Annotated in this window: 21 protein-coding genes; 8 read left to right on the top strand and 13 right to left on the bottom strand. The window is 74.0% G+C overall.

Annotation, left to right across the window (positions count from 1 at the left end):
- Positions 1–67 precede the first annotated feature (67 nt).
- A complete protein-coding gene (locus tag J4557_RS25100) occupies positions 68–1,639 on the bottom strand; it encodes an MDR family MFS transporter (RefSeq protein ID WP_307800189.1) in 1,572 nt (523 codons plus the stop codon).
- A 155-nt stretch (positions 1,640–1,794) separates the two neighbouring features.
- On the opposite strand from J4557_RS25100, the gene J4557_RS25095 reads away from it, so the two are divergent.
- Positions 1,795–2,388 carry a TetR/AcrR family transcriptional regulator gene (locus J4557_RS25095; protein WP_208269186.1) on the top strand — a complete coding sequence of 198 codons (594 nt, stop codon included), beginning with the start codon at positions 1,795–1,797 and terminating at the stop codon, positions 2,386–2,388.
- An 81-nt stretch (positions 2,389–2,469) separates the two neighbouring features.
- Here J4557_RS25095 and J4557_RS25090 read toward each other — a convergent pair whose 3' ends face one another.
- Positions 2,470–2,685 (bottom strand): EF-hand domain-containing protein, encoded by a 216-nt coding sequence (locus J4557_RS25090; protein WP_190867595.1) that lies wholly within the window; start codon positions 2,683–2,685, stop codon positions 2,470–2,472.
- A 116-nt stretch (positions 2,686–2,801) separates the two neighbouring features.
- On the opposite strand from J4557_RS25090, the gene J4557_RS25085 reads away from it, so the two are divergent.
- Positions 2,802–3,608, top strand: coding sequence for a glycerophosphodiester phosphodiesterase family protein (locus J4557_RS25085; RefSeq protein WP_208269185.1), 807 nt, complete (start codon positions 2,802–2,804; stop codon positions 3,606–3,608).
- Positions 3,609–3,633: 25 nt separating this feature from the next.
- Here J4557_RS25085 and J4557_RS25080 read toward each other — a convergent pair whose 3' ends face one another.
- On the bottom strand, positions 3,634–3,945 hold the full coding sequence (locus tag J4557_RS25080; RefSeq protein WP_243776308.1) for a type II toxin-antitoxin system Phd/YefM family antitoxin: 312 nt from the start codon (positions 3,943–3,945) through the stop codon (positions 3,634–3,636).
- Between the two features lie 93 nt (positions 3,946–4,038).
- Between J4557_RS25080 and J4557_RS25075 the strand changes: the two genes are divergently transcribed.
- Both J4557_RS25075 and J4557_RS25070 read left to right on the top strand, forming a co-directional pair.
- Complete coding sequence (locus J4557_RS25075; RefSeq protein ID WP_208269183.1) at positions 4,039–4,683, top strand: ClpP family protease; 645 nt, start codon at positions 4,039–4,041, stop codon at positions 4,681–4,683.
- A 157-nt stretch (positions 4,684–4,840) separates the two neighbouring features.
- Positions 4,841–5,185, top strand: coding sequence for an RNA polymerase-binding protein RbpA (locus J4557_RS25070; protein WP_067472838.1), 345 nt, complete (start codon positions 4,841–4,843; stop codon positions 5,183–5,185).
- A 110-nt stretch (positions 5,186–5,295) separates the two neighbouring features.
- Here J4557_RS25070 and J4557_RS25065 read toward each other — a convergent pair whose 3' ends face one another.
- The 6 genes from J4557_RS25065 to kamD form a co-directional block, all read right to left on the bottom strand.
- Positions 5,296–5,841 (bottom strand): FxsA family protein, encoded by a 546-nt coding sequence (locus J4557_RS25065; protein ID WP_243776307.1) that lies wholly within the window; start codon positions 5,839–5,841, stop codon positions 5,296–5,298.
- An 87-nt stretch (positions 5,842–5,928) separates the two neighbouring features.
- Entirely contained in the window at positions 5,929–6,675 is a 747-nt protein-coding gene (locus J4557_RS25060; RefSeq protein ID WP_208269182.1) for a polyprenol monophosphomannose synthase, read from the bottom strand.
- A gap of 5 nt (positions 6,676–6,680) precedes the next feature.
- On the bottom strand, positions 6,681–8,399 hold the full coding sequence (gene lnt / locus J4557_RS25055; RefSeq protein WP_208269181.1) for an apolipoprotein N-acyltransferase: 1,719 nt from the start codon (positions 8,397–8,399) through the stop codon (positions 6,681–6,683).
- A 651-nt stretch (positions 8,400–9,050) separates the two neighbouring features.
- Entirely contained in the window at positions 9,051–9,446 is a 396-nt protein-coding gene (kal, locus tag J4557_RS25050) for a 3-aminobutyryl-CoA ammonia lyase (RefSeq protein WP_208269180.1), read from the bottom strand.
- Entirely contained in the window at positions 9,443–10,294 is an 852-nt protein-coding gene (gene kamE, locus J4557_RS25045) for a lysine 5,6-aminomutase subunit beta (protein ID WP_208269179.1), read from the bottom strand. Before kamE ends, kal begins: the two co-directional genes overlap by 4 nt.
- Positions 10,291–11,913, bottom strand: coding sequence for a lysine 5,6-aminomutase subunit alpha (gene kamD / locus J4557_RS25040; RefSeq protein ID WP_208269178.1), 1,623 nt, complete (start codon positions 11,911–11,913; stop codon positions 10,291–10,293). The genes kamE and kamD overlap by 4 nt, the downstream gene beginning before the upstream one ends.
- Before the next feature lie 374 nt (positions 11,914–12,287).
- Between kamD and J4557_RS25035 the strand changes: the two genes are divergently transcribed.
- Positions 12,288–13,058, top strand: a complete 771-nt coding sequence (locus J4557_RS25035; RefSeq protein WP_208269177.1) for a bestrophin-like domain — start codon at positions 12,288–12,290, stop codon at positions 13,056–13,058.
- 2 nt (positions 13,059–13,060) lie between these two features.
- Entirely contained in the window at positions 13,061–13,720 is a 660-nt protein-coding gene (locus J4557_RS25030; RefSeq protein WP_208269176.1) for a hypothetical protein, read from the top strand.
- Positions 13,721–13,852: 132 nt separating this feature from the next.
- Here the strand turns inward: J4557_RS25030 and J4557_RS25025 are convergent, their stop codons facing one another.
- Both J4557_RS25025 and J4557_RS25020 read right to left on the bottom strand, forming a co-directional pair.
- Positions 13,853–16,204: an ATP-binding cassette domain-containing protein gene (locus J4557_RS25025; protein ID WP_208269322.1), complete on the bottom strand. Its 2,352-nt coding sequence runs from the start codon at positions 16,202–16,204 to the stop codon at positions 13,853–13,855.
- Positions 16,205–16,253: 49 nt separating this feature from the next.
- Positions 16,254–17,054: an SAM-dependent methyltransferase gene (locus J4557_RS25020; protein ID WP_208269175.1), complete on the bottom strand. Its 801-nt coding sequence runs from the start codon at positions 17,052–17,054 to the stop codon at positions 16,254–16,256.
- Positions 17,055–17,187: 133 nt separating this feature from the next.
- Here J4557_RS25020 and J4557_RS25015 point away from each other — a divergent pair, with 133 nt between their 5' ends.
- Positions 17,188–18,795, top strand: coding sequence for a SpoIIE family protein phosphatase (locus J4557_RS25015; RefSeq protein ID WP_208269174.1), 1,608 nt, complete (start codon positions 17,188–17,190; stop codon positions 18,793–18,795).
- Positions 18,796–18,810: 15 nt separating this feature from the next.
- On the opposite strand, the gene J4557_RS25010 is transcribed toward J4557_RS25015, so the two are convergent.
- Positions 18,811–20,142 (bottom strand): DUF2252 domain-containing protein, encoded by a 1,332-nt coding sequence (locus J4557_RS25010; protein WP_208269173.1) that lies wholly within the window; start codon positions 20,140–20,142, stop codon positions 18,811–18,813.
- Between the two features lie 52 nt (positions 20,143–20,194).
- Entirely contained in the window at positions 20,195–21,250 is a 1,056-nt protein-coding gene (gene kdd / locus J4557_RS25005; RefSeq protein ID WP_243776306.1) for an L-erythro-3,5-diaminohexanoate dehydrogenase, read from the bottom strand.
- A 156-nt stretch (positions 21,251–21,406) separates the two neighbouring features.
- Between kdd and J4557_RS25000 the strand changes: the two genes are divergently transcribed.
- Positions 21,407–22,807 carry a KamA family radical SAM protein gene (locus tag J4557_RS25000; protein WP_208269172.1) on the top strand — a complete coding sequence of 467 codons (1,401 nt, stop codon included), beginning with the start codon at positions 21,407–21,409 and terminating at the stop codon, positions 22,805–22,807.
- Position 22,808 lies beyond the last annotated feature (1 nt).

Here is a 22,808-nt window from a genome sequence, read left to right as displayed (position 1 = left end):
CCGGCCGTCCCCGCCGCGCACACGGCCGGGGACGGCCCGCATCGGCATCGCACCATCTGCCCCCCGGCTACGAGGCGGTCGTCGGTGCCGCCTCGCCCTTCTCGGGCCCGCCGACCGAGCCCGGCCGCCCGGAGCCGGCACCGTCCTCAGAGGCCGGCTTCCCCGACGGGGGCCCGGCCTTGCCGCGCAGCGGGACCTCCTTCACCAGCAGCGCCGCGACCAGCGAGACGGCGCACACGACCGCCCCCACCAGGAAGATCTGGTGCGTGGCGGTGGCGAACGAGTGCAGGTAGGCCTCCCTGGCGGGACCCCGCAGGGACGCCGCGTGCACCGCGCCCGCCCCGCCGGCCCGGAGCCTCCCGTCCAAGGCCCGGTTGAACAGCGACCCGAACACCGCCACCCCGACCGACCCGCCGATCGTCCGGAACAGGGTGATCGCCGCCGACGCGGCCCCCATGTCGCGCATCTCGACGCTGTTCTGCGCGATCGTGGTGACCATCTGCGTCAGGAAGCCCGTCCCCACGCCCACCAGCGCCATGTAGCGGCCGGTCAGCGTGCGGGACGTCGAGGCGTCCATGGTCGAGAGCAGCAGCAGGCCCGCCGTCATGCACGCCGTGCCGAGCACCGGGAAGACCTTGTACCGGCCGGTCGCCGACATCACCCGGCCGCCGATCTGCGAGACCAGCACCACGGGCGCCATCATCGGCAGGAGCAGCAGCCCGGAGTCCGACGCCGACGCGCCCTGGACGGCCTGCTGGAACAGCGGCAGGTACAGCGAGCATCCGAAGAGCGTCACCCCCGACACCAGCATCAGCACCGACATCAGCGGGAAGTTGCGGTGCCCGGTGAAGATCCGCAGGGGCAGCAGGGGCTCGGCGACCCGGCGCTCCACCGCCACGAACGCCGCGACGCCCGCCGCGGCCGCCGCGAACAGCGCCAGAACCCGCCACGACGTCCACGGGTAGGCGCTCCCCGCCCACGTCGTCGCCAGCACCAGCGCGGAGATCACCGCCGTCATCAGGGTGATGCCCGCCCAGTCGACCCGGGCCTCGGCGCGGACCGCCGGGAGCCGCAGCAGGAACCAGCACCACACCAGCGCGATCGCGCCGAGGGGCAGGTTGACGTAGAACGCCCAGCGCCAGCCGGCGTGGCTCGTGACGAACCCGCCGACCAGCGGCCCGCCGATCGTGCCGACGGCCATCACCGACGCGGTCATCCCCTGGTAGCGGCCCCGCTCCCGGGGCGGCACCAGCGTTCCGATGAGCGCGAACGCGAGGGCGCCGATGCCGCCGGCGCCGAGCCCCTGCACGGCGCGGAACACGATCAGCTGGACCATCGACCGCGCGGCGCCCGACAGCGCCGACCCGGCCACGAACACCGCGACCGACAGCAGGTAGACGCTCTTGCGGCCGAACAGGTCGCCGCACTTGCCCCAGACGGGCGTGGACGCCGCGGTGGCCAGCGTGTAGGCGGTGACCACCCAGGAGATGTGCTCCAGGCCGCCCAGGTCGCCGACGATCGTCGGCATCGCGGTGCCGACCACCATGTTGTCCAGCATCGACAGCAGCATCGCGAGCATCACGCCCAGCAGGGCCCACCGGACGGCGCGCGCCGGCGGGGACGGATCGGGTGCGGACACGGCTGATCACCTCACTCGTCGCGGGAATCGGGGAGCGCCGGGCCGCATCGGGGCGTCGCCGCCATGCCCGGCGGACCCACGAAAGCACACTCGATACAAAAGTGCAACGAGTCAACTTTTCAATCGAGGCAACCGAAGAAGGCTAGGATGGCCGCATGACGGAGACGATGGGCCGCCGGGAACGCAAGAAGGCCGCCACCCGCAAGGCGCTCGCCGACGCCGCCCTGCGGCTGTTCCTCGAGCACGGCTACGACAACGTCGGCATCAAGGACGTCGCCGAGGCCGCCGACGTCTCCACCACCACGCTGTTCAAGCACTTCCCCAGCAAAGAGGCCCTGGTGTTCGACCTGGACGCCGACGTCGAGGCCGCCCTCGTCGCGGCCGTCCGCGACCGGCCCGCCGGCACCTCGGTGCCGGCCGCGCTGCGCGAGCACATCCTGCGTCGCAAGTTCATCGACCCGGACCGCGCCACCGCGGACTTCACCAGGCTCGTCGAGGGCCACCAGGCCCTGCGCGACTACAGCCACCGCATGTGGATGCGCCACGAGACCGCGCTCGCCCGCGCCATCGCCGAGGACGCCGGCCGCCCCGAGGACGACGCCGCCTGCGCCGCCCTCGCCCACTTCGCGCTCGAGACCTCGGCCCTCGCCCGCGGCCGCTCCGACCCCCGCGAGGCCGTCGAGCGCGCCTTCGACCTCCTCGAGGGCGGCTGGTCCGCCGCCCTCGGCGCCGTCCCGCCGGCCGGCTGACGCGCCCCCGGCCCCGTGCCCGCATGACGACGGCCCGGCCGCAGCCCCATGGGGGCGCGACCGGGCCGTCGATCCCGGTGGTTACGCGGTCCGCTCCATCAGCGCCGCGAACTCCTCCAGCGAGATCTTCCCGTCGTGGTTGGCGTCGGCCGCCACGACGACCTCCACGGCGCGCGTCTCGGTGATGCCCTGCCCGAGCCTGGACATCAGGTTCTTCAGCTCGGCCGTGGAGATGTACCCGTCGCCGTCCACGTCCACCAGCTCGAACGTCGCGCGGTACTCGTTCACGTCGGCCATGGGGTTGCTCCTCCTGCTGATCGCCTGGGGAGGCGACGTTAGCAGCCACGGCCACCGCCCGGCGCCTTTACATAGTAAGGTAAGGTCGGGTCCGGGCGTCGGCCATAATCGGACGGGTGCCCCGCTCGTACCCCTTCCTCGACCACCCGGGCCCGATACCGTTCGCCCACCGCGGCGGCGCGAGCGGCCGGCCGGAGAACTCGATGGCCGCCTTCCAGCGCGCGATCGACCTCGGCTACCGCTACCTGGAGACCGACGCCCACGCCACCGCGGACGGTGTCGTCGTCGCCTTCCACGACCGCACCCTCGACCGGGTGACCGACCGGACGGGAGCGATCGCGCGGCTGCCCTACGCCGAGGTCGCCAAGGCCCGCATCCGCGGCACCGAGCCCATCCCCCGCCTCGAGGACGTCCTGACCGCCTGGCCGGACGCGCGCGTCAACATCGACCTCAAGGACGCGCCGGTCATCGGCCCGCTCGCCGAGGTCCTGCACCGCACCGGCGCGTGGGACCGGGTCTGCATCACCTCGTTCTCCACCCGCCGGCTCGCGCAGATGCGGGCGCGCCTGCCGCTGTTCGACGCCGAGAACGTGTGCATGGCGCTCGGGCCGCGCGGGCTGATGGCGCTGCGCGCCAGGTCCTACGGGGGGCCGACCGCCAAGCTCGTCCGGCTGGCCGCGACCGGCATCGCCTGCGCCCAGGTCCCCTACGGCCTCGGGCCCGTCCCGTTCGTCACCGAGTCGTTCATCGCCGAGGCGCACCGGCTGGGCCTGAAGGTGCACGCCTGGACGGTCAACGACCCCGCCGCGATGAACCGGCTCCTCGACATCGGCATCGACGGCATCATGACCGACGACCTGGTCGCCCTCCGCCACGTCATGGCGTCCCGCGACCTGTGGCCGCGCCCCACCCCGGCGTCCTGAGCCCGGCTCCCCCGGCCGGGACGGATCAGCGGCCGAAGCCCGGCGGGCGCGGCGGGCCGCCGGGACGGTACTCCGCGGCGATCCGCAGCGGCGCGTGCTGGGGCCGGTCGGGCTGCGCGCGGTCGGACTGCGGCGAGGCGGAGGGGCCGGCCTGGGTGAGGTCGACGCGCCCGGCGCGCAGGCTCTCCAGAAGCTCCAGGTCCTCCGCCGACACGAGGGCGGCCATCACCTTCCCACGGCGGGTCAGCGCCACGCGCTCCCCCGTGTAGGCGACCCGGTTCACCAGGTCGGCGAACTCCTTGCGTGCCTCCGTCACCGGCTTCTCCACGCTGTTCATCGTATAGCGAACTCCCCTGGCCCCCTCCGGTGCGCACCTGTAGCGTCTCGATCTGTACAGAGTGTACGTTCCGTACAGATCGAAGGAGGGTGCATGTTCGAACGACCGCAGGAGGACCGTCCCGGCGGGCGGGCGGAGACGTTCGCGCCGCGGACGTCGGCGGCGGTGGCCGAGGCGCCGCGGCTCGCGGACGCGCAGCTGCACGAGCGGCTGCTCGCCCGGCGGATCGTGTTCCTCGGCACGGAGATCGACGACCAGGTCGCCAACCGGGTCAACGCGCAGCTGCTGCTGCTCGCCGCGCAGGACGCGCGGCGCGACATCACCATCTACATCAACTCCCCCGGCGGGGTGGTCGACGCCGGGATGGCGATCTACGACATGATGCAGTTCGTCCCGAACGACGTGTCGACGGTGGCGATGGGCATCGCGGCCTCGATGGGGCAGACGCTGCTGTGCGCGGGGACGGCCGGCAAGCGGTACGCGCTGCGGCACGCGCGGGTGATGATGCACCAGCCGCACGGCGGGATCGGCGGCACCGCGTCCGACATCAGGATCCAGGCGGAGCAGTCCCTCTACCTGAAGCGGATCCTGGCCGAGCGCACCGCCTTCCACACCGGCCAGCCGCTGGAGAGGATCGAGGCGGACGGGGACCGGGACCGCTGGTTCACCGCCGAGCAGGCCCGCGAGTACGGGTTCGTCGACCACGTCGCCGACGGCACCGACCGGGTCGGGTCCTGACGGGCGACGCGGACGGCCGGCTCCGCCGGACGATCGGCGCGGGCGGCGCGGCGCGGCCGCAAAGAGCAGGGTTGGGCGCCGCATGATCCGGGAATCTTGTGATGGTGTCCGGCGTTGGTGAGGACAAGACCGCAAGCCGTCTGGGAGGCACGTGACGATGGCCGAGCGCGCACTTCGCGGCACCCGACTCGGAGCGACGAGCTACGAGAACGATCGCAACACCGATCTGGCCCCTCGGCAAGAGGTGGACTACACCTGCACGAAGGGCCACCGGTTCACGGTGACGCTCGCAGCCGAGGCCGAGGTGCCGATGACCTGGGAATGCCGCAGCTGCGGCGCCACGGCCCTGCGGGTCGACGGGGAGCTGCCCCAAGCCAAGAAGGGGAAGCCGCCGCGCACCCACTGGGACATGCTCATGGAGCGCAGAACCGTGGAGGACCTGGAGGAGGTCCTCGCCGAGAGGCTGGAGATCCTGCGAGCGGGGCGCAGGAGATCGGCATGACCCGCTGAGGGTCGGCGAAAGGGCCCGCACCGGAAGGTGCGGGCCCTTTCGCATGCCGTGGACTCGCATGCCGTGGACCCTTCGCGGGCCGCACCCGGGGCGCGGCCGTGTCAGGTCCGGGACGGGTGGTCGTCCTCCTCGACGACCTCGCCGCGCACGACCGGGCCGCGCGGAGTGCCGGGGTCGCGCGCGTCCGCGCCCGGATCGAACGGGTCGAAACGGCCGAACGGCCCCAGCCCGGGACCGCCGGCGGAAGGCGGGAACGTCATCGACGCGCGGTCGCCGGCCAGGCGCGTCCGCCGGGCGGCGTACCGGGACGCGGCGCGGCGGACCAGCGGCCGGGTGAACGGAAGCACGAACAGCAGGCCGAGGACGTCGGTGATCAGGCCGGGGATCAGCAGCAGGACGCCGCCGGCCATCACCAGCGCGGCGTCGCCGAGCCCGCGTTCGGGCACGGTCCCCCGCCGCAGCGCGTCCTGCAGGACGTGCCAGGCGCGGCGGCCCTCCCGGCGGACGATCCAGGCGCCCAGCACGGTCTCGGCCGCCAGCAGCGCCAGCGTCGGCCACAGGCCGATCACCTCGCCGACCTGGACGAGCAGGACGATCTCCACGACCGGTATCAGCAGGAACGCCAGGACCAGTGCGAGCGGCAGCATGGCTCCATTTTCGGGTTGCGGATTGCCTGTACCGGTGTCAACGCCGGGACGCGCCCGAACGTTTCCCCTGGAGGCGCCCGCGGCGCGTCAGCCGGACCGGTCGCGCTTGCCCGAGCGCTCGGCCATCCCCCACTGGGTGATGCGCAGCGCCGCCTCCATCATCACGTCCCGGCTCATCTTGCTGGTGCCGTGGACCCGCTCGACGAAGGTGATCGGCACCTCGACGACCCGCAGGCCCTTGTGGAGCGCGCGCAGCGCGAGGTCGATCTGGAAGCAGTAGCCGCGCGAGTCCACCCCGTCCAGGCCGATCTTGTCGAGCGTCGCGGCGCGGAAGGCGCGGTAGCCGCCGGTGGCGTCGTGCAGCGGGATGCGCAGCATCATCCGCGCGTAGGTGTTGGCGCCGCGCGACAGCGCCTCCCGGCGCCTGGGCCAGTTCTCCACCTTGCCGCCGGGCACCCAGCGGGCGCCGATGACCAGGTCGGCGTCCTCCAGCGCGGCCAGCAGCCGAGGCAGCTCCTCGGGCTGGTGGGAGCCGTCGGCGTCCATCTCCACCATGACGTCGTAGCCGTGCTCGGCGGCCCACCGGAACCCGGCGATGTAGGCGGGGCCGAGGCCCTCCTTGCCGGTGCGGTGGAGCACCTTCACCTGGTCGTCCGCGGCGGCCATGGCGTCGGCGACCTCGCCGGTGCCGTCCGGGCTCGCGTCGTCCACGACCAGCACGTCCACCGACGGCACGGCCTTGCGCACCCGGCCGGTGATGCCCTCGATGTTCTCCCGCTCGTTGTAGGTCGGGATGATCACGAGCACCCTGCCGAGGTCGGCTGGGATCTCCATCGGTGTCAATTCCCCTCGTTCTTCCTGGCCGTCGTCCATGCCGCGGCGCACAGCGCCCCGATACCCACCACGACCAGCACCCATTCCGGCAACTCGCCGACCCGGTCCGCCAGGGTCCGCTCGGTGCGCTCGGGGACGCTCGCGACCTGGATGTCCGGCACGAACTCCCTGGACCGGTCGATCATCCGCCCGTCCGGGGCGACGATCGCGCTGATCCCGCTCGTCGCGGCAACCAAGATCGTACGGCCATGCTCGACCGCGCGCAGCCTCGACATGGCGATCTGCTGGGGCGGCAGGCTGGTGCGGCCGTAGGTGGCGTTGTTGGTCTGGACGACCAGGATCCGGCCGCGGGAGACGTCGCGGACCTCCCGGTCGTAGGCGACCTCGAAGCAGATCACGTCGCCGATGTCGACGGGCCCGAGCCGCATGACACCGGACCGGGTGCCCTTCGCGAAGTCGCGGGGGATCAGCTCGAACCGCTTGATGATCTTGGTGAGGACGTCCCGGTACGGCAGGTACTCGCCGAACGGGACGGGGTGCCGCTTGACGTAGTAGTCGCCGGGGCCGGTCACCGGGTCCCACACGATGCCGCGGTTCTCGACCTTCTTGCGGTCGGGCGTGTCGGTGAGGGCGCCGACCAGGACGGGCACGCCGACGTCCCTCACGGCCCCGTCGATGGCCCGGTAGGCGTCGGGCTCGGTGTAGGGGTCCAGGTCGCTGGAGTTCTCCGGCCAGACGACCAGCTGCGGCTTCGCGACCTTGCCGGCGCGGATCTCGGCGGCCAGCTCGTGGGTGGCCGTGACGTGGTTGTTCAGGACGGCCTTGCGCTGGCCGAGGAAGTCCAGGCCGAGGCGGGGCACGTTGCCCTGGATGACGGCGACGGTGACGTGCGGGCCGTCGGCGGGCGTCGGGATGAGGGCCCCCGCACCGGTGACCGCGCCGGCCACCACCAGGGCCAGGGCGGCCGAGACGGCCGCACGGCGCCTGCCCGGCCCTCCGGGTGCGCGTGCGGCGCCGTCCGCCCCGTCGCCGCCGGCCTCGGCCTCGGGCGCCGGGCGGGGCGGGCGCAGCCGCCAGGCGGCGACGGCCGCGAAGGCGAGCAGGCCCCCGACCAGGGCGGTCAGGAAGGTGACCAGCGGCGCGCCGCCGATCGAGGCGTAGGGGGTCAGGGGCGTCGCGGTCTGGCTGAAGGCCAGCCGCGCCCACGGGAACCCGCCGAACGGCTCGCGGCCGCGCAGCGCCTCCTGGCCGACCCACAGCGCCGCCGTCCACACCGGCCAGCCGGGCAGCCGGGTGACCAGCGCGATGGCGGCGCCCATGGGGATGAAGTAGAGCGCCTGCACCAGGCTCAGCACGGCCCAGGCGTCGGGGCCGACCGGGATCAGCCCGTCCAGGGTGGGCAGGAAGAACGCGGCGCCGCCGAGGAAGCCGAGCCAGGCGCCGGTACGGGCCGCCTGGCCGCGCATCGCGAGGGTGAGCGCGGCGACGGCGACGGGGCCCAGCGGCGTGAGGTCGAACGGCGGGAACGCCAGGCACAGCGCGCCGCCGGCGACCAGGACCACGAGCGTGCGGGGCCAGCCGGCGCGCCCGCCGGTGCGCAGGAAGCGGCGCAGCGCGCGGCCCCGCCGGGCGAGGCGCCCGGGGCGCGCTGCCGGGCCGGGCCCGCCGCCGGCGTCCGCCGGTCCGCCGGCCGGCGACCGGTCCGGGAGGGTCTCCTGGGCCAACGTCCACCCCTCGTTCGCTCGATCCGTCCGCCGGAACGCTACCGGCCCGTGGCGGCCGGGGCGACCACGCCCCGATCACGGTGTCACCGCCGCTGGGGCAACGGTATGCGTTCGCGGCCGAGGTCGGGGCGCCGCGGGCGGCGGAAGGCGGGGCCGGATCCGGCGGGAACGGGGCGGACAGGACGGCTTCCGGGGGGCGCGCGGACGCGGAAGAGGGCCCGTGACATCCATCGGGCCGGAGCCGTCCCACAGGCGGTGAGAGCGGGCCTCCGTTTTCTACTGGATGTCCGGGCCCTTCCCGGGTCCAACCCCCCGCGCGATCGGGCGGCTCCGCCCGGACACCGGCCCGGACCACCGCACTGGCTCGGGCGGGCGCGGCGTCCGCCACCGGTGTGGCCCGCTCTCGTCCCGCCGCGGCGCGGTGCCCGGTGACGACCCGGGCGGCCGATCGGTGAGTCCCGTGCTGGACTGCAGCAAAACTACCGGCTTCGCGGCCCTTGTCAACCGCCGCATGTTCTGCGGCGACTCTCTGTTCTCCCAGCTCAGCACCATGATCGCAGGTCACCGCCAATTCCGGCCCGGACGCGCCGGCGCCGCCCCGCGGCGCGCGCCCGCGGGGCGGCGCGCCGGGGGCCCGGACGGCCCGGCGGATCAGCCGACGGGCGCGGGGACGACCACCGTGCCGGTGGCGGTGACGGCCACGATCGGCTCGGCCAGCACCTCGGCGGACGACTCGCCCTTGTCGGGGCGGCCCCGGCACACCACGCGCGCCTCGAAGTCCAGCGTGCGGCTGCGGGTGCCCACGCGGGTGACGACGGCGGTGGCCTCCAGCACGTCCCCGGCCCGGACGGGCGCGCGGAACTGCACGTCGGAGTAGGAGGCGAACAGGCCCTCGTCGCCGTCGGTGCGGATGCACACCTCGGTGGCGACGTCGCCGAAAAGGCCGAGCATGTAGGCGCCGTCGACCAGGTCGCCGGCGTAGTGGGCGTGGGCGTAGGGCACGTAGCGCCGGTGGGTGACGGTCAGGCCCTCGCGGGGGTCGGTCATCGTCCGTCCTCTCCTTCGTCGTCGTCCGCCTGCCGTGCCTCCCGCACGGCCTCCCCCGGAAGCAGGGCGTGGACGAGGTAGCTGGCGACCTCGGCGGGCGTGGTGCCCTTGCCGAAGATCCGGTCGACGCCGAGGTCCTCCTCGGTGACTGTGTCGAACCGGGGCCCGCCGACCACCAGCAGCGGGCGCCCCATCCCGGCGGCGACGGCGGTGGGGTACTCGGCGTGGAACGCGGCGGCCGTCTGCTTGGTGTTGTGCAAATGCGCGTTCTTCTGCGTGACGACCTGGGAGACCAGCACGGCGTCGGCGTTCTCGGCCTTGGCGCGCTCGACGAGCTCTTCGACGGTGACCTGGGCGCCCATGTTCACCACCTGGATCTCCCGGTAGTACTCCAGGCCCTTCTCCCCCGCGAACCCCTTGACGTTGAGGATCGCGTCGATGCCGACGGTGTGGGCGTCGGTGCCGATGCACGCGCCGACGACGACGAGCCGCCGGTTCAGCGCGCCCCGGATGGCGAGGTTGACCTCCTGCGAGGACAGCAGCGGGTACGCCCGCTCCTCAGGGACGGGGATGGAGGCGTAGTCGATCAGGTGCCCGACCCGCCCGTAGACGATGAAGAAGGTGAAGTCGGGGCCCATCGGCTTGGCGTGCACGACGCTGGCGGGATCCAGGCCCATCTTCCCGGCCAGCTGGAGCGCGGCGGCGTCGGCGCGCTTGCCCGCCGGGATCGGCAGGGTGAACGACATCTGGACCATGCCGTCGCCGGTGGTGTCGCCGTAGGGGCGGATCACCTGGCGGGTGTCGGCGGGCTGGACCGGGGCCTGCGTCCCGGGCGTCTCGACCGTCATGCGGGCACCTCCTGGGCGTCGGCCGTGCTGCGGGGGGCGTGCGGGTCCTCGGTGTCGAGGATCTCGATCGCGGGGTTGACGTAGCCGTCGGCGCGCTCGACGACGCCGTCCAGGCCCTTGCCGCCGTCGGGCGGGCGGCGGGTGACGCCGAAGGTGCCCTCGGCGATCGCGGTGAGCAGCCCGTCGTCGCTGATCCGCTCGAGCAGCTCGACCGACTCCGACAGCACCTGCCTGGCCCGCTGGACGATCATCCCGTCGGGGCGGGGCATGAAGTCCTCGGCGAGGGCGCCGCAGGCGTCGCGGACGTAGCGGACGTTCTCCAGCGCGAGGTCGCGGTCCGACAGCCAGGGGGTGTGGATGCCCTCGGTCATCATCCCGATCAGGATGATCGACTGCCCGGTCAGCACCCCGGCGAGGTTGAAGAACGCGTCCAGCAGGTAGCCGGCGAAGATGTTGCCGGTCATGTGCTTGGTCGGCGGCATGTACTTCAGCGGCGCGCCGGGGAACAGCTCGCGGACGAGCTGGGCGTGCGCCAGCTCCAGCCGGAACGAGTCGGGGATCGCCGGGTTGATCTCGAAGGCGTGGCCGAGGCCGAGCTGGGCGTCGGCGAGGCCCGCCTCGTGCCCGAACCGCTCGTTGAGCAGCTGGCTGACGATCACGGTGTGCGCGGCGTCGACCGCGTCGGCGGTGGTGAGGTAGTTGTCCTCGCCGGTGTTGATGACGATCCCGGCGCGGGCGTGGATCTGCCGGGAGAAGCGCTGGTCGATGAAGGTGCGGCGAGGGTTGATGTCGCGGAAGATGATGCCGTACATGCAGTCGTTCAGCATCATGTCCAGGCGCTCCAGCCCGGCGAGCGTGGCGATCTCCGGCATGCACAGCCCGGAGGCGTAGTTGGTCAGCCGGACGTAGCGGCCGAGCTCGCGGGACACGTCGTCCAGCGCCGCGCGCATGAGCCGGAAGTTCTCCTGGGTGGCGTAGGTGCCGGCGTAGCCCTCGCGGGTGGCGCCCTCGGGGACGAAGTCGAGCAGCGACTGCCCGGTGGAGCGGATGACCGCGACGACGTCGGCGCCCTCGCGGGCGGCGGCCTGGGCCTGCGGGATGTCCTCGTAGATGTCGCCGGTCGCGACGATGAGGTAGACGAGCGGGCGCGGCGGGTCGGCGGTGTCCGGGGTCGGCAGCCGCCGCAGCAGCGCGTCGCGCTCGGCGCGGCGGCGGTCGATGCGGGCGATGCCGCCGCGGGCGGCGGCGGTCGCGGCCTCGCGGGCGTGCGCGGCGTCGGTGCCGGCGGGCAGCCGGAAGGACACACGGCCCCGGGCGGCGGCCTGCGCGAGGTCGCCGAGGGTCCGGTGCGGCCCGTTCAGCAGCGCGTCCCACACCGGCAGGGCGAGGCCGTGCTCGAGGCCGACCTGGTCGCGGACGGCGTCGGCGAGGTGGTTGGCCCAGGGCCGGCCCTCGTCGTCGGCGCCGGTCAGCCCGGCCAGCCGCAGCAGCGCCCGCTCAACCGAGACGGTGGTGTGGGAGCGGGCCATCCGGATGATCGGTTCCGCGGCCCGCGCGGCGAGCCGCCGGGCGGCGGCCACCACCTGCGGATCGAGGTCCAGCTTCCCCTGCGGCGCCATTGCCGTCTCCCCTCACGCTGCCGCCCCTCTCAGGCCGGTTACCGATAATCGTCCTTCTATACGAGTTCTCTACCGGAGATCTTCCGGCATCTGAACCACAAATCGCAAGAACTAGCAGCAGATACTCAGGTCAGGCGCGTGCACCGCACCGCCCCCTCCAGTCCTTCCCCTCCCACGCGACGCGCTCCCCCGCCGGCCGAAAGCCCGTCCGGGGCCAGCCTTTGCTCCCCGCGCCGGACGGCGGGCTCACTTCCAGGTGACGACCAAGGGGAAACCAGAGACCGGGCACGCTTGGTGAAAATACAATCACCGACAGTGGCAGACGGGCGGGGACCCGGCCCCGCCCGAGCACGTCCGGTTCCGCCTGGAGGGGCATGATCATTTATATTGCGGCCGCCGTGTGCGCCGTCATCGTGGTGATCCTCGCGAGCCGGCTGGTGCGGCGGGGGCGGCACGGCGTCGACGACCCCGACCCCGACGGCCCCACCACCGCGCACACGGGGGCGATGCTGTCGGCGCTGTTCCTGCTCGCGTTCGCCATCGCCATCGTGGTCCCCTGGACCTCCGCCGACTCCGCCCGGTCCAACACCTACGCCGAGAGCCAGGCGGTCGTCGAGGCGTACTGGGCGGCGTCCCGGCTGCCCGCCGCCGACGCCCAGCCGATCCAGGCCGGGCTGCGCGACTACGTGCAGCTCGTCCGCGGCCCCGAATGGCGGCTGATGCACGACCACGGCCGGCTCAGCGCCGCGGGATGGACGAAGCTCGACGCCCTGCGCCGCGAGGTGATGGCCGTCAAGACCCCCACCGACGAGCTCCAGAACGCCCAGGGCTCCGTCCTGGACCACCTCACCGAGATCTCCGCCGCCCGCCACCAGCGGGCCATGGACGCCGGGACCACCCCGCCCGCCGGGCTCCTGGCGGTCACCGTGCTCACCGGCATCGTCGTGATGCTGCTGCCCCTGTTCGCCGGCGCCAGGCCCCGCGGGATGACGCTGGTCCCGCTCGCGCTCATGGCGGGGCTGCTGGCCGCCGGCGTCTACCTGGTCTTCGACATCGCGCACGTCTTCCGGGGCGGCCTCGCCGTCCATCCCGACGCGTTCACCGGCGCGGCGGCGGAACTGCGGCGCATCTCCGGAGGTGGCTGAGCATGCGCCGCCTGCCGCTGCTCCCCGCCGCGGTCTGCGGGGCGCTCGCCGGGACGCTGGCCCTGCCGACCTGCGCGTTCGCCGATCCCTCGCCCGACCCCTCGTCCTCGTCCTCGTCCTCGCCGTCGTCCTCGGTCACGGTCACCGGGCAGGGCGGCGGCGGGGTGAGCGTGTGCGTCGACGGGCTGGTCCACGTGCACGTCGGCCCGGGCGCGCCGGGCTGCGTGAAGCCGCCGGCCCCCGCGCCGGAGCCGCCTTCCGAGCCCGCGCCACCGCCGCCGACGCACGCCGCACCGCCGACCCACGCGCCTCCGCCCGAGACGCCCGCGCCGCCGGCGACCGAACCCGCGCCGCCCGCCGCGAAGCCGCCGCCCCAGGCCGCGCCGCCGGTGCACGTCCCCGAGGCGCCCCCGCCCGAACCGGTGCCGAGCCCGCCGCCGCCCGCACCGCCTCCGGCGCGCGCGGCGGCCCCCGCCCCGGCCGCTCCGCACGCGCCGCCGAGGAAGCCGAGCCCGCCCGCCTCGCCGCACCCCGTCAACCGGGCCGCGACGTCCGAGCCGAAGGCCCTGGAGCGGCGGCACGACCCGCTCAGCACCTCGCTGGTCCTGGTCGTCATCGCGGTCGTGGTCAGCGCCGGGACGGCCATCGCGTTCGCCCGCTGACCCGGCCGGCCCGCCGACCCCGGTGAGCCCGCCGACGCGGGCTGAACCACCGGGCCGGCGCGCCCCCGCCCGTCCCGCCGCGCCGGGGTCGGGCGGGGGCGCGTCACGCACACCGCGCACACCGCGCGCGCGTCAGCGCAGCCGGGCCTTCAAATACGGGGCGGTGCGGCTCGCCGCAGAGGCCGCCACCCGCGCGGGCGTCCCCTCGGCGACGACGCGGCCGCCCTCGCCGCCCCCGCCCGGTCCCAGGTCGACGACGTGGTCGGCGGACGCGACCACGTCCATGTCGTGCTCGACGACCACGACGGTCGCGCCGCCGTCCACCAGGGCGTGCAGTTGCCGGTCCAGCAGCTCGGTGTCGGCCGGGTGCAGGCCGGTCGTCGGCTCGTCCAGCAGGTACAGCACGTGGCCGCGGCGGGCGCGCTGCAGCTCGGCGGCCAGCTTGATGCGCTGCGCCTCGCCGCCCGACAGCTCCGTCGCCGGCTGGCCCAGCCGCAGGTAGCCGAGGCCGACGTCGCGCAGCGCCGCCAGCGCGCGGGCGGCCGGGGCGACCTCGGCGAGGAACCCGGCGGCCTCCTCGACCGTCATCGTCAGGACGTCGGCGACGCTCGCGCCGTGCCAGGTGATCTCCAGCGTCTCCGGGTTGTAGCGGGCCCCGCGGCACACCTCGCACACCGCGTAGGTCGACGGCAGGAACAGCAGCTCCACCGACACGAACCCCTCGCCCTGGCAGTTCTCGCACCGGCCGCCCGGCATGTTGAAGGAGAACCGGCCGGCGCCGTACCCGCGCGCCCGCGCCTCGTCCGTGGCGGCGAACCGCGCGCGGACGGCGTCGAACAGGCCGGTGTAGGTCGCCAGGTTCGAGCGGGGCGTGCGCCCGATCGGGCGCTGGTCCACCCGCACCACCCGCTGCACGGCGCCGCCCGCCTCGGCGCGCTCGGCGAGCACGTCCACGAACGTCGACTTCCCCGACCCCGACACCCCGGTCACCGCGGTGAACACGCCGAGCGGGACGTCGGCGTCCAGCCCGCGCAGGTTGTGGCGGGTGACGCCGCGCAGCTCCAACGCCCCCGACGGCGCGCGCGGCGCCCGCCGCGGACGGGCGGCCTCCCCGAACAGGAACCGGCGCGTGACCGACTCCGGCACGTCCCGCAGGCCCTCGACGGGCCCGCTGTGCAGGACCCGGCCGCCGTGCACGCCCGCGCCGGGACCGACGTCCACGACCCACCCGGCGCGGCGCACGACCTCCATGTCGTGCTCGATGACGAACAGGCTGTTCCCCGCCGCCTTCAGCCGCTCCAGCACCACCATCAGCGCCTCGGTGTCGGCGGGATGCAGCCCGGCGGACGGCTCGTCCAGCACGTACACCACGCCGAACAGCCCGGACCGCAGCTGCGTCGCCAGCCGCAGCCGCTGCAGCTCCCCCGCCGACAGCGTCGGCGCCGGCCGGGACGCGGCGAGATACCCCAGGCCCAGCTCCTCCAGCACCTCGATGCGGGCGGTCAGGTCGCGGGCCAGGACGGCCGCGGGCCCGTCACCGGCCAGATGCGGGCGCAGCACGTCCGCCAGCGCCGACAGCGGCAGCGCGGCCAGATCGGCGATGGTGCGGCCGGCGAAGGTGACCGCGAGCGCCTCGGGCCGCAGCCGCCGCCCGCCGCACACCGGGCACACCGCCGCGACCAGGAACGATTCGGCGCGACGGCGGCGCGCCTCGCTCTTGGAGTCGGCGTAGGCGCGCAGCAGCAGCCGCTTGGCGCTGGAGTAGGTGCCCTGGTAGGGCCGGTGGATGCGGTGGGCCTCCCGGACCGGGTGGACGGTCACGACGGGCTGCTCGTCGGTGAACAGGATCCAGTCGCGCTGCTCGCGGGGCAGGTCCCGCCAGGGCCGGTCGATGTCGTAGCCGAGGGCGTCGAGGATGTCGCGCAGGTTCTTGCCCTGCCAGGCGCCCGGCCAGGACGCGATCGCGCCGTCGCGGACGCTCAGCGACGGGTCGGGGACCAGCGAGTCCTCGGTGACCTCGTGGACCTCGCCGAGGCCGTGGCAGTGCGGGCACGCGCCGGCGGCGGTGTTCGGCGAGAACGCGTCGGAGTCCAGCCGTTCGGCGCCCGGCGGGTACTCCCCCGCGCGCGACATCAGCATCCGCAGCGAGTTCGACAGCGTCGTCACCGTGCCGACCGACGACCGCGACGACGGCACCGACCGGCGCTGCTCCAGCGCCACCGCCGGCGGCAGCCCCGTCACCTCCTCGACGGCGGGCGCCGCGACCTGGTGCAGCAGCCGCCGCGCGTACGGCGCGACCGACTCCAGGTAGCGGCGCTGCGCCTCGGCGTACAGCGTGCCGAACGCCAGCGACGACTTGCCCGACCCGGACACGCCGGTGAACGCCACCAGCGCGTCGCGGGGGATCGCGGCGTCCACGCCGCGCAGGTTGTGCTCGCGGGCCCCGCGCACCCGCACGAACGGGTCGTCGGCGGCCTGCACGATCAGCACACTACCGGCCCGCCGCCGCGCCCGGCCGCGCCGGGACCGCGGGTCAGGGGAGGCGGCCCACCCCGCCGAACACCAGGAACCGCTCGGGGTCCCTCACCTCGTCCCCGTCGTCGGGACGCCACAGCGGCACGTACACCAGGCCCGGGTCCAGCAGGTCCCAGCCGTCGAAGAAGCGCAGGATCTCCGCGTGCGACCGCGACACCGCCGGGGAGGTCGCCCGGTCGTACAGCTTGCCGATCGCGGCGGTCTTGCCCGGCTGCGCCTCGTGGGTGAGGTGGGACAGCACCAGGTGGCTGCCCGGCGCGCCCGCGTCGCGCAGCGCCGCGGCGATCCCGGCCGGGTCCTCGTCGTCCTTCACCAGGTGCAGGGCCGCGACGAGCAGGAACGCCACCGGCTTCGACAGGTCGACGACCCGGTTCAGCCCGGCGTGCTCCAGGATCTCCGCGGGCCGGCGCATGTCCGCCTGGATGACCGCGGCGCGGTCGTTGCCCGCCAGGATCGACCGGCTGTGCGCGACGGCCACGTCGTCGTTGTCGACGTACACCACCCGTGCGGCCGGGTTGACACTCTGTGCGACCTCGTGCACGTTGCCCTGTGTGGGGATCCCCGACCCGATGTCGACGAACTGGTCGACGCCGGCCCGCGCCGCCGTGCGGACCGCGCGGCGCAGGAACGCCCGGTTCGCGTGCGCCAGTTCCCGCGCCTGCGGCTCGATCCGCAGCAGCCCGGTCGCGAGGTCACGATCGGACGCGAAATTGTGGTCTCCGCCGAGCAGGAAGTCGTACACCCGTGCGACGCTTGGCCTCTGACCGTCGACCTCGGGTGGGATCCACTCGGAGTCCATGCATCGTCTCCCTTTTCCGCCGAGGGGCTCGTCCGCGGGGGATTCAGCGTAACGGCAATCCCGCCGGGACCACCCTGACGCAGCCGACAGTGAAGGACCGACGTCAGAGCCATTCGCAGCGCACGCCGGTCCGGTGACCGTCCTGCTGACCCCGGACGGCGAGGTCACCGCCTGCGGCGACGGCGCCGCCCGCCTGTTCGGCTGCCCGGCGTCGGCGGCCGTGGGCGCGCGGCTGCCCGAACTCCTCGGCGCCGCGTCCGCCGGACCGCTGGAGGCGGCGCTCAAGCAGGCCGCGACGGGCCGGCCGTGGCGCGGGACGCTGGCGCTCGCCGGCGGGACGCTGGAGGTGTCGTGCGACCCGATGGCGGCCGGATCCGGCCGGACGCTGGTGGCGCTGACCGCCGCGCCGCCCTGGGCGGCCGGGCTGGAGCTGCTGAACGAGGCCGGCCGCCGGATCGGCTCCACCCTGGACCTGCACCGCACCGCCGCGGAGATCGTGGGAGTGACGGTGCCGCGGTTCGCCGACGCGGGCGCCATCTACGTCCTGGAGTCGCTGCTGGCCGACGGGCGGCCCGCTCCGCACGCCGGGGGCGCGGGCGGGGCGGCGGTGGTGCGGCGGCTCGCGATCGCCTTCGCCGAGGACGACCCGAGCCGCTGGGCCCGCGAGTTCCCCGTCAACGAGGTCATCGTCTACCCGCCCGACACCCCTTACGCCCGGTGCGTCGGCACCGCCCGGATGGTGGAGTTCGGCAGCGACGCCATCCCGGACGCGATCGCGCACCGCACCGGCCCCGCCATGGACGGCCTGCTCGACCACGTGTCGCTGCTCGCGGTGCCGCTGGTGGCGCGGGGCCGGGTGCTGGGGTTCGCGGTGTTCAGCCGCAAGCGCGGCCGGCCGCCGTTCGCGGCCGCCGACACCGCGCTCGCCGCCGAGCTGGCGTCGCGGGCCGCGACGTGCGTCGACAACGCCTGCCTGTATCGGCGCGAGCACCGCACGGCGGCCGCGCTGCAGGCGACCCTCAAGCCGGGCCGCGTCACCGCGCCCGCCGGGCTGGAGATCGCGCACCGGTACGTGCCGGCGGGCGGCGACGTCGGCGGCGACTGGTACGACGTCGTCCCGCTGCCCGACGACCGGGTCGCGATCGTGATCGGCGACTCGGTCGGGCACGGGGTGACCGCGGCCGCCGCGATGGGCCAGCTGCGGATCGCCGCGCACACCCTCGCGGGCAGCGAGCTGCCGCCCGCCGAGGTGCTGACCCGGCTCGACACGATCGCGCAGGGCCTGGACGCCGCGCAGTTCGCCACCTGCCTGTGCCTGGTCTGCGACCCGGCGACGATGCGCTGCGAGCTGGCGTGCGCCGGGCATCCCCCGCCGCTGCTCGCCCTCGCCGGCGGGACGGCCCGGCACTTCGCCGTCCCGCACGGGCTGCCGCTCGGGGTGTCGGACCCGGCGCACCCGCCCGAGTACGAGCAGCTCTCCGCGGTCATCCCGGCGGGCGCGACCCTCGCGTTCTACACCGACGGGCTGGTGGAGAGCCGGATGCGCAACGTCGACGAGGGCATCGCCCGGCTGGCGTCCGCGCTCGTCGCCTCGCGGTCGGAGTCGCTGGACGCCACCGCCGACGGCGTCCTGGCCCTGCTGTCCGACCAGCAGGGCCACGACGACATCGCCCTCCTCCTGGTCCGCGCCACCGGCCCCGGGGGCGCGGCCGGCGGCGGGACCGGCGACCGGGCCGGCTGACCCGGCCGGCGGCCGCTACAGGCCGGGGATCAGGTGGTTGCGGAAGGCGTCCACGAAGTACTCGTGGTCGCGGCGCACGACCTCGGCGTAGCCGGTGCCGAACGCGACCATGTCCTCGACGAACGCCGACTCGTCGGCGCCGATCACCGCGTTGATGGCGTCCTCGACCTGGAAGCCGACCAGTGTGTGGTCGGAGTCGGTGTCGGACACGCAGTGCACCTTCGCGGTGGCGCGGCCGAGGTCGTCCAGGACCGACAGCATGTCCTCCGGCTCGGTGAGCCCGCCCCAGTCCAGGTCCTCCTCGTAGGGCGACAGCTCCTGCACCACGTAGCCGACCCCGTCGATCTGGGTGTAGCCGAGCCACGGGTCGGTGTTGGCCTGCAGCGCCCGGCGCGACACCGCCGTGCGGTGCCCGTGGTGCTGGAAGTACTCGCGGATGCGGGCGTCGTCGACGACCCGGCTCGGCGCGGCGACGTTGCCCTGCTTCATCGACAGGATGACGTCGTTCTCCAGCGCCTGCGTGTTGCCCTCCACCAGGATGTTGTACGCCGACAGGCCCGCCGAGCCGATCCCGAAGCCGGACGCGCCGACGATGTCCTTCACCTGGTAGGTGAGGCTGCCGAACCGCTTCTCCGACGGGATGGTGCGCAGGTAGTCCTGGTAGGCGGCCTCGACCTTGGCGCGCTCGGCGTCGTCCAGCCGGCGGACGCCGGCGCGGTCGCGGAACCGGCGGTCCGGGCCCTCCACGACCGTCATGCCGTCCAGCAGCGCGATCCGGGTGCCGCCCATCGCCTCGATCAGCACGTCCCGCACGTAGCCGTCGGAGTTGTCGAGGGTCAGCGCGAACTTCTCGTCGCCGTCGTGGGCGGCGAACAGGCGGACCTGGTCGACGTAGGCGCGCACGTAGGTCTCGATGAGCCGCCGGATGTCGGCGTCGGAGATCGCCTTCTGCCAGGCCAGCAGCGCCAGGCTCGCCACGAGCCGCTTGACGTCCCAGGTGAAGTGCCCGACGTAGGCCTCGTCGAAGTCGTTGACGTCGAACACGAACACGCCGTCGTCGTTCATGTAGGTGCCGAAGTTCTGCGCGTGCAGGTCGCCCTGGATCCACACGCGGCTCGTCCGCTCGTCGGCCCACGGGTCGTCGTCGTGCTGCACGTCGGCGTAGAACAGGCAGGCGCTGCCGCGGTAGAACGCGAACGGGTCGGAGGCCATCTTGCGGAACCGGCGGCGGAACTCGGCGGGGCTGCGCTCCATGAGGTCCGAGAACGCCTGGACGAGCACGTCCACGATCTGCGTCTGCCGCTCCTTGGGATCGCGCCCGTGCAGTTCCCCGATGACGCTCGCCATGCTCTCTCCCTCGATGATCACCTGATCCCGCCGCTTACGGGGGATTCGACGATCATTCTGCCGAATCGGCTCCCGCCCGGGCGGTGAACAGCGGGAGAAGGGCCGGTTCCGACCGCAACAGGCCGAGCGCGGTCTCCGCGTGCCCCGGCACGTAGCCGTTGCCGATGAGCATGGTCACGTCGGCGGCCAGGCCCTCGGCGCCGAGCGCGGCGGCGGAGAACGACGTCGCCATCGAGAAGAACACCACGGTCCCGCCGCGCGCGGTGGCGAGGATCGCGCCGTGCTCGCAGCCCGGCACGTCCACGCACACCACGGTGACGTCGGCGGGCTCGCCGATCGCGGCGGCGACCGCGACCGGGTCGCGGGCGTCGGCGCGCACCACGGTGTCGGCCAGGCCGGTGGCGGCCAGCCGTTCCTCCTCCTCCGCGGTGGGGACGAGCCCGATGGTGCGGGACGCGCCCGCCCGGCGCGCCGCCGCCAGCGACAGCGAGCCGCTCTTGCCGGCGCCGCCCAGCACCGCCACGACCGGGCGCTCGCGGGCCGCGACGACCCGCTCGGTGAGCGCGGGCGCGCCGCACACGTCCATCACGGCCAGCGCGACCGGCATCGGCAGGTCGCCGGGCAGGACGGCGGCGATGGAGCGGGCGAACAGGATCGCGTGGCCGTCGGCCGGGACCTGCTCGGACCGGCCGTCCCAGCGGGCGAGGCCGTCGGTGACCGCGAGCGGGGTCAGGGTCAGCGAGACGAGGGTGGCGACGCGGTCGCCGGGCTCCAGCCCGAGCGGGGAGTCCGGCCCGACCTCCTCGACGGTGCCGACGAGCATCCCGCCCGAGCCGGTGACCGGGTTGTGCATCTTGCCGCGCTCGCCGATGATCCGCAGCACCTCGGCGCGGATCGCGTCCGGGTCGCCGCCGTGCGCGGTGTGCAGCTGCCGGTAGGACGCGGCGTCCAGGTTGAGGCGCTCCACCCGGACGCGCACCTCGTCGGGGCGGATCGCCGGATCGGTGTCCAGCCGCGCCGCCGCCTGCGGCAGCACGCCCGCCGGTTCCAGCACCCGGTGCAGCCCCACCGCGGTCCCCGTCCCCGCCGCCGTCCCGGCTCCGCTCATCCCCGCGCCCCTTCGCAACGTCCGTGTCCCGTGTGATCCATGGTGATGCCCCGGAAGATATCCCGAGTACCTCTGGTTTCGGTGGAAGTCTTCCCGTAACGTCGGCTCCATACAAGACTTTTATGTGATCGATGTGACGCGAGGAGGCGGTCGACGATGACCACTGCCCTGCATCCGGACCCGGACGCGGCCGTCCGGGACCCGGCGGACGGCCGGGACGCGGCCCGCCAGCCCTACGCCTACCGGCGCCGGCCGCTGGAGGAGCCCGACTGGCGGCGGCTGCCCGGCTGGCGCGACGTCACGGACGCGGAGTGGGAGTCGGCGCAGTGGCAGCGCGCGCACTGCGTGAAGAACGTCCGCCAACTCCGCACGGTCATGGGCGACCTGCTGGACGAGCCGTTCTACGCCGACCTGGAGCGCGACCAGGCGGAGCGGGCGACGATGTCGATGCTGCTGCCGCCGCAGATGCTCAACACGATGGACACCTCGTCCACCGAGGCCTTCTACGCCGACCCCGTGCGCCGGTACATGCTCCCGGTGTTCAGCGACCGGCGCACCGACTGGCCGTCGCACCCCTACGCCACCCGCGACTCCCTGCACGAGGCCGAGATGTGGGCCGTGGAGGGGCTGACCCACCGCTACCCCACCAAGGTGCTGGCCGAGCTGCTGCCGACCTGCCCGCAGTACTGCGGGCACTGCACCCGGATGGACCTCGTCGGCAACTCCACGCCGAACGTCGACAAGCACAAGTTCACCATCCGGCCCCCGGACCGGCACGAGGCCATGCTCGACTACCTGCGCCGCACGCCCGGCGTCCGCGACGTCGTGGTGTCCGGCGGCGACGTGGCGAACCTGCCCTGGCCGCGGCTGGAGTCGTTCGTCGACGCGCTGCTGGACATCGACAACATCCGCGACATCCGGCTGGCCAGCAAGGCGCTCATGGGCCTGCCGCAGCACTGGCTGCAGGACGAGGTCCGCGCCGGCATGGAGCGCCTGGCGACCAAGGCGCACGAGCGCGGCGCGCAGATCGCGATCCACACCCACGTGAACGCTGCCCGGTCGGTGACGCCGCTGGTCGCGAAGGCGGCGCGGGCGATGCTCGACACCGGCATCCGCGACGTCCGCAACCAGGGCGTGCTGCTGCGCGGGGTCAACGACTCCCCGGACGCGCTGCTCGACCTGTCGTTCGCGCTGCTCGACGAGGCGGGCATCATGCCGTACTACCTCTACATGTGCGACATGATCCCCAACAGCGAGCACTGGCGGCTCGCGGTCTGGGAGGCCCAGGAGCTGCAGCACGCCATCATGGGCTACCTGCCCGGCTTCGCGACCCCGCGCATCGTGTGCGACGTCCCCTACGTCGGCAAGCGCTGGGTGCACCAGCTGTCGGACTACGACCGCGAGCGCGGCGTCTCCTACTGGACGAAGAACTACCGCACCGGGCTGGAGCTGTCCGATCCGGACGCGCTGACGCGCCAGTACGAGTACTACGACCCGATCTACACGCTGCCCGACCGCGGCCGGGAATGGTGGCGGGAGCGGGCCGAGGCCGCGTGAC

Source organism: Actinomadura nitritigenes (assembly GCF_017573545.1).
In the GTDB taxonomy this organism is placed as follows: Bacteria; Actinomycetota; Actinomycetes; order Streptosporangiales; family Streptosporangiaceae; genus Spirillospora; species Spirillospora nitritigenes.
This window is presented reverse-complemented; position numbering and strand designations above follow the sequence as displayed.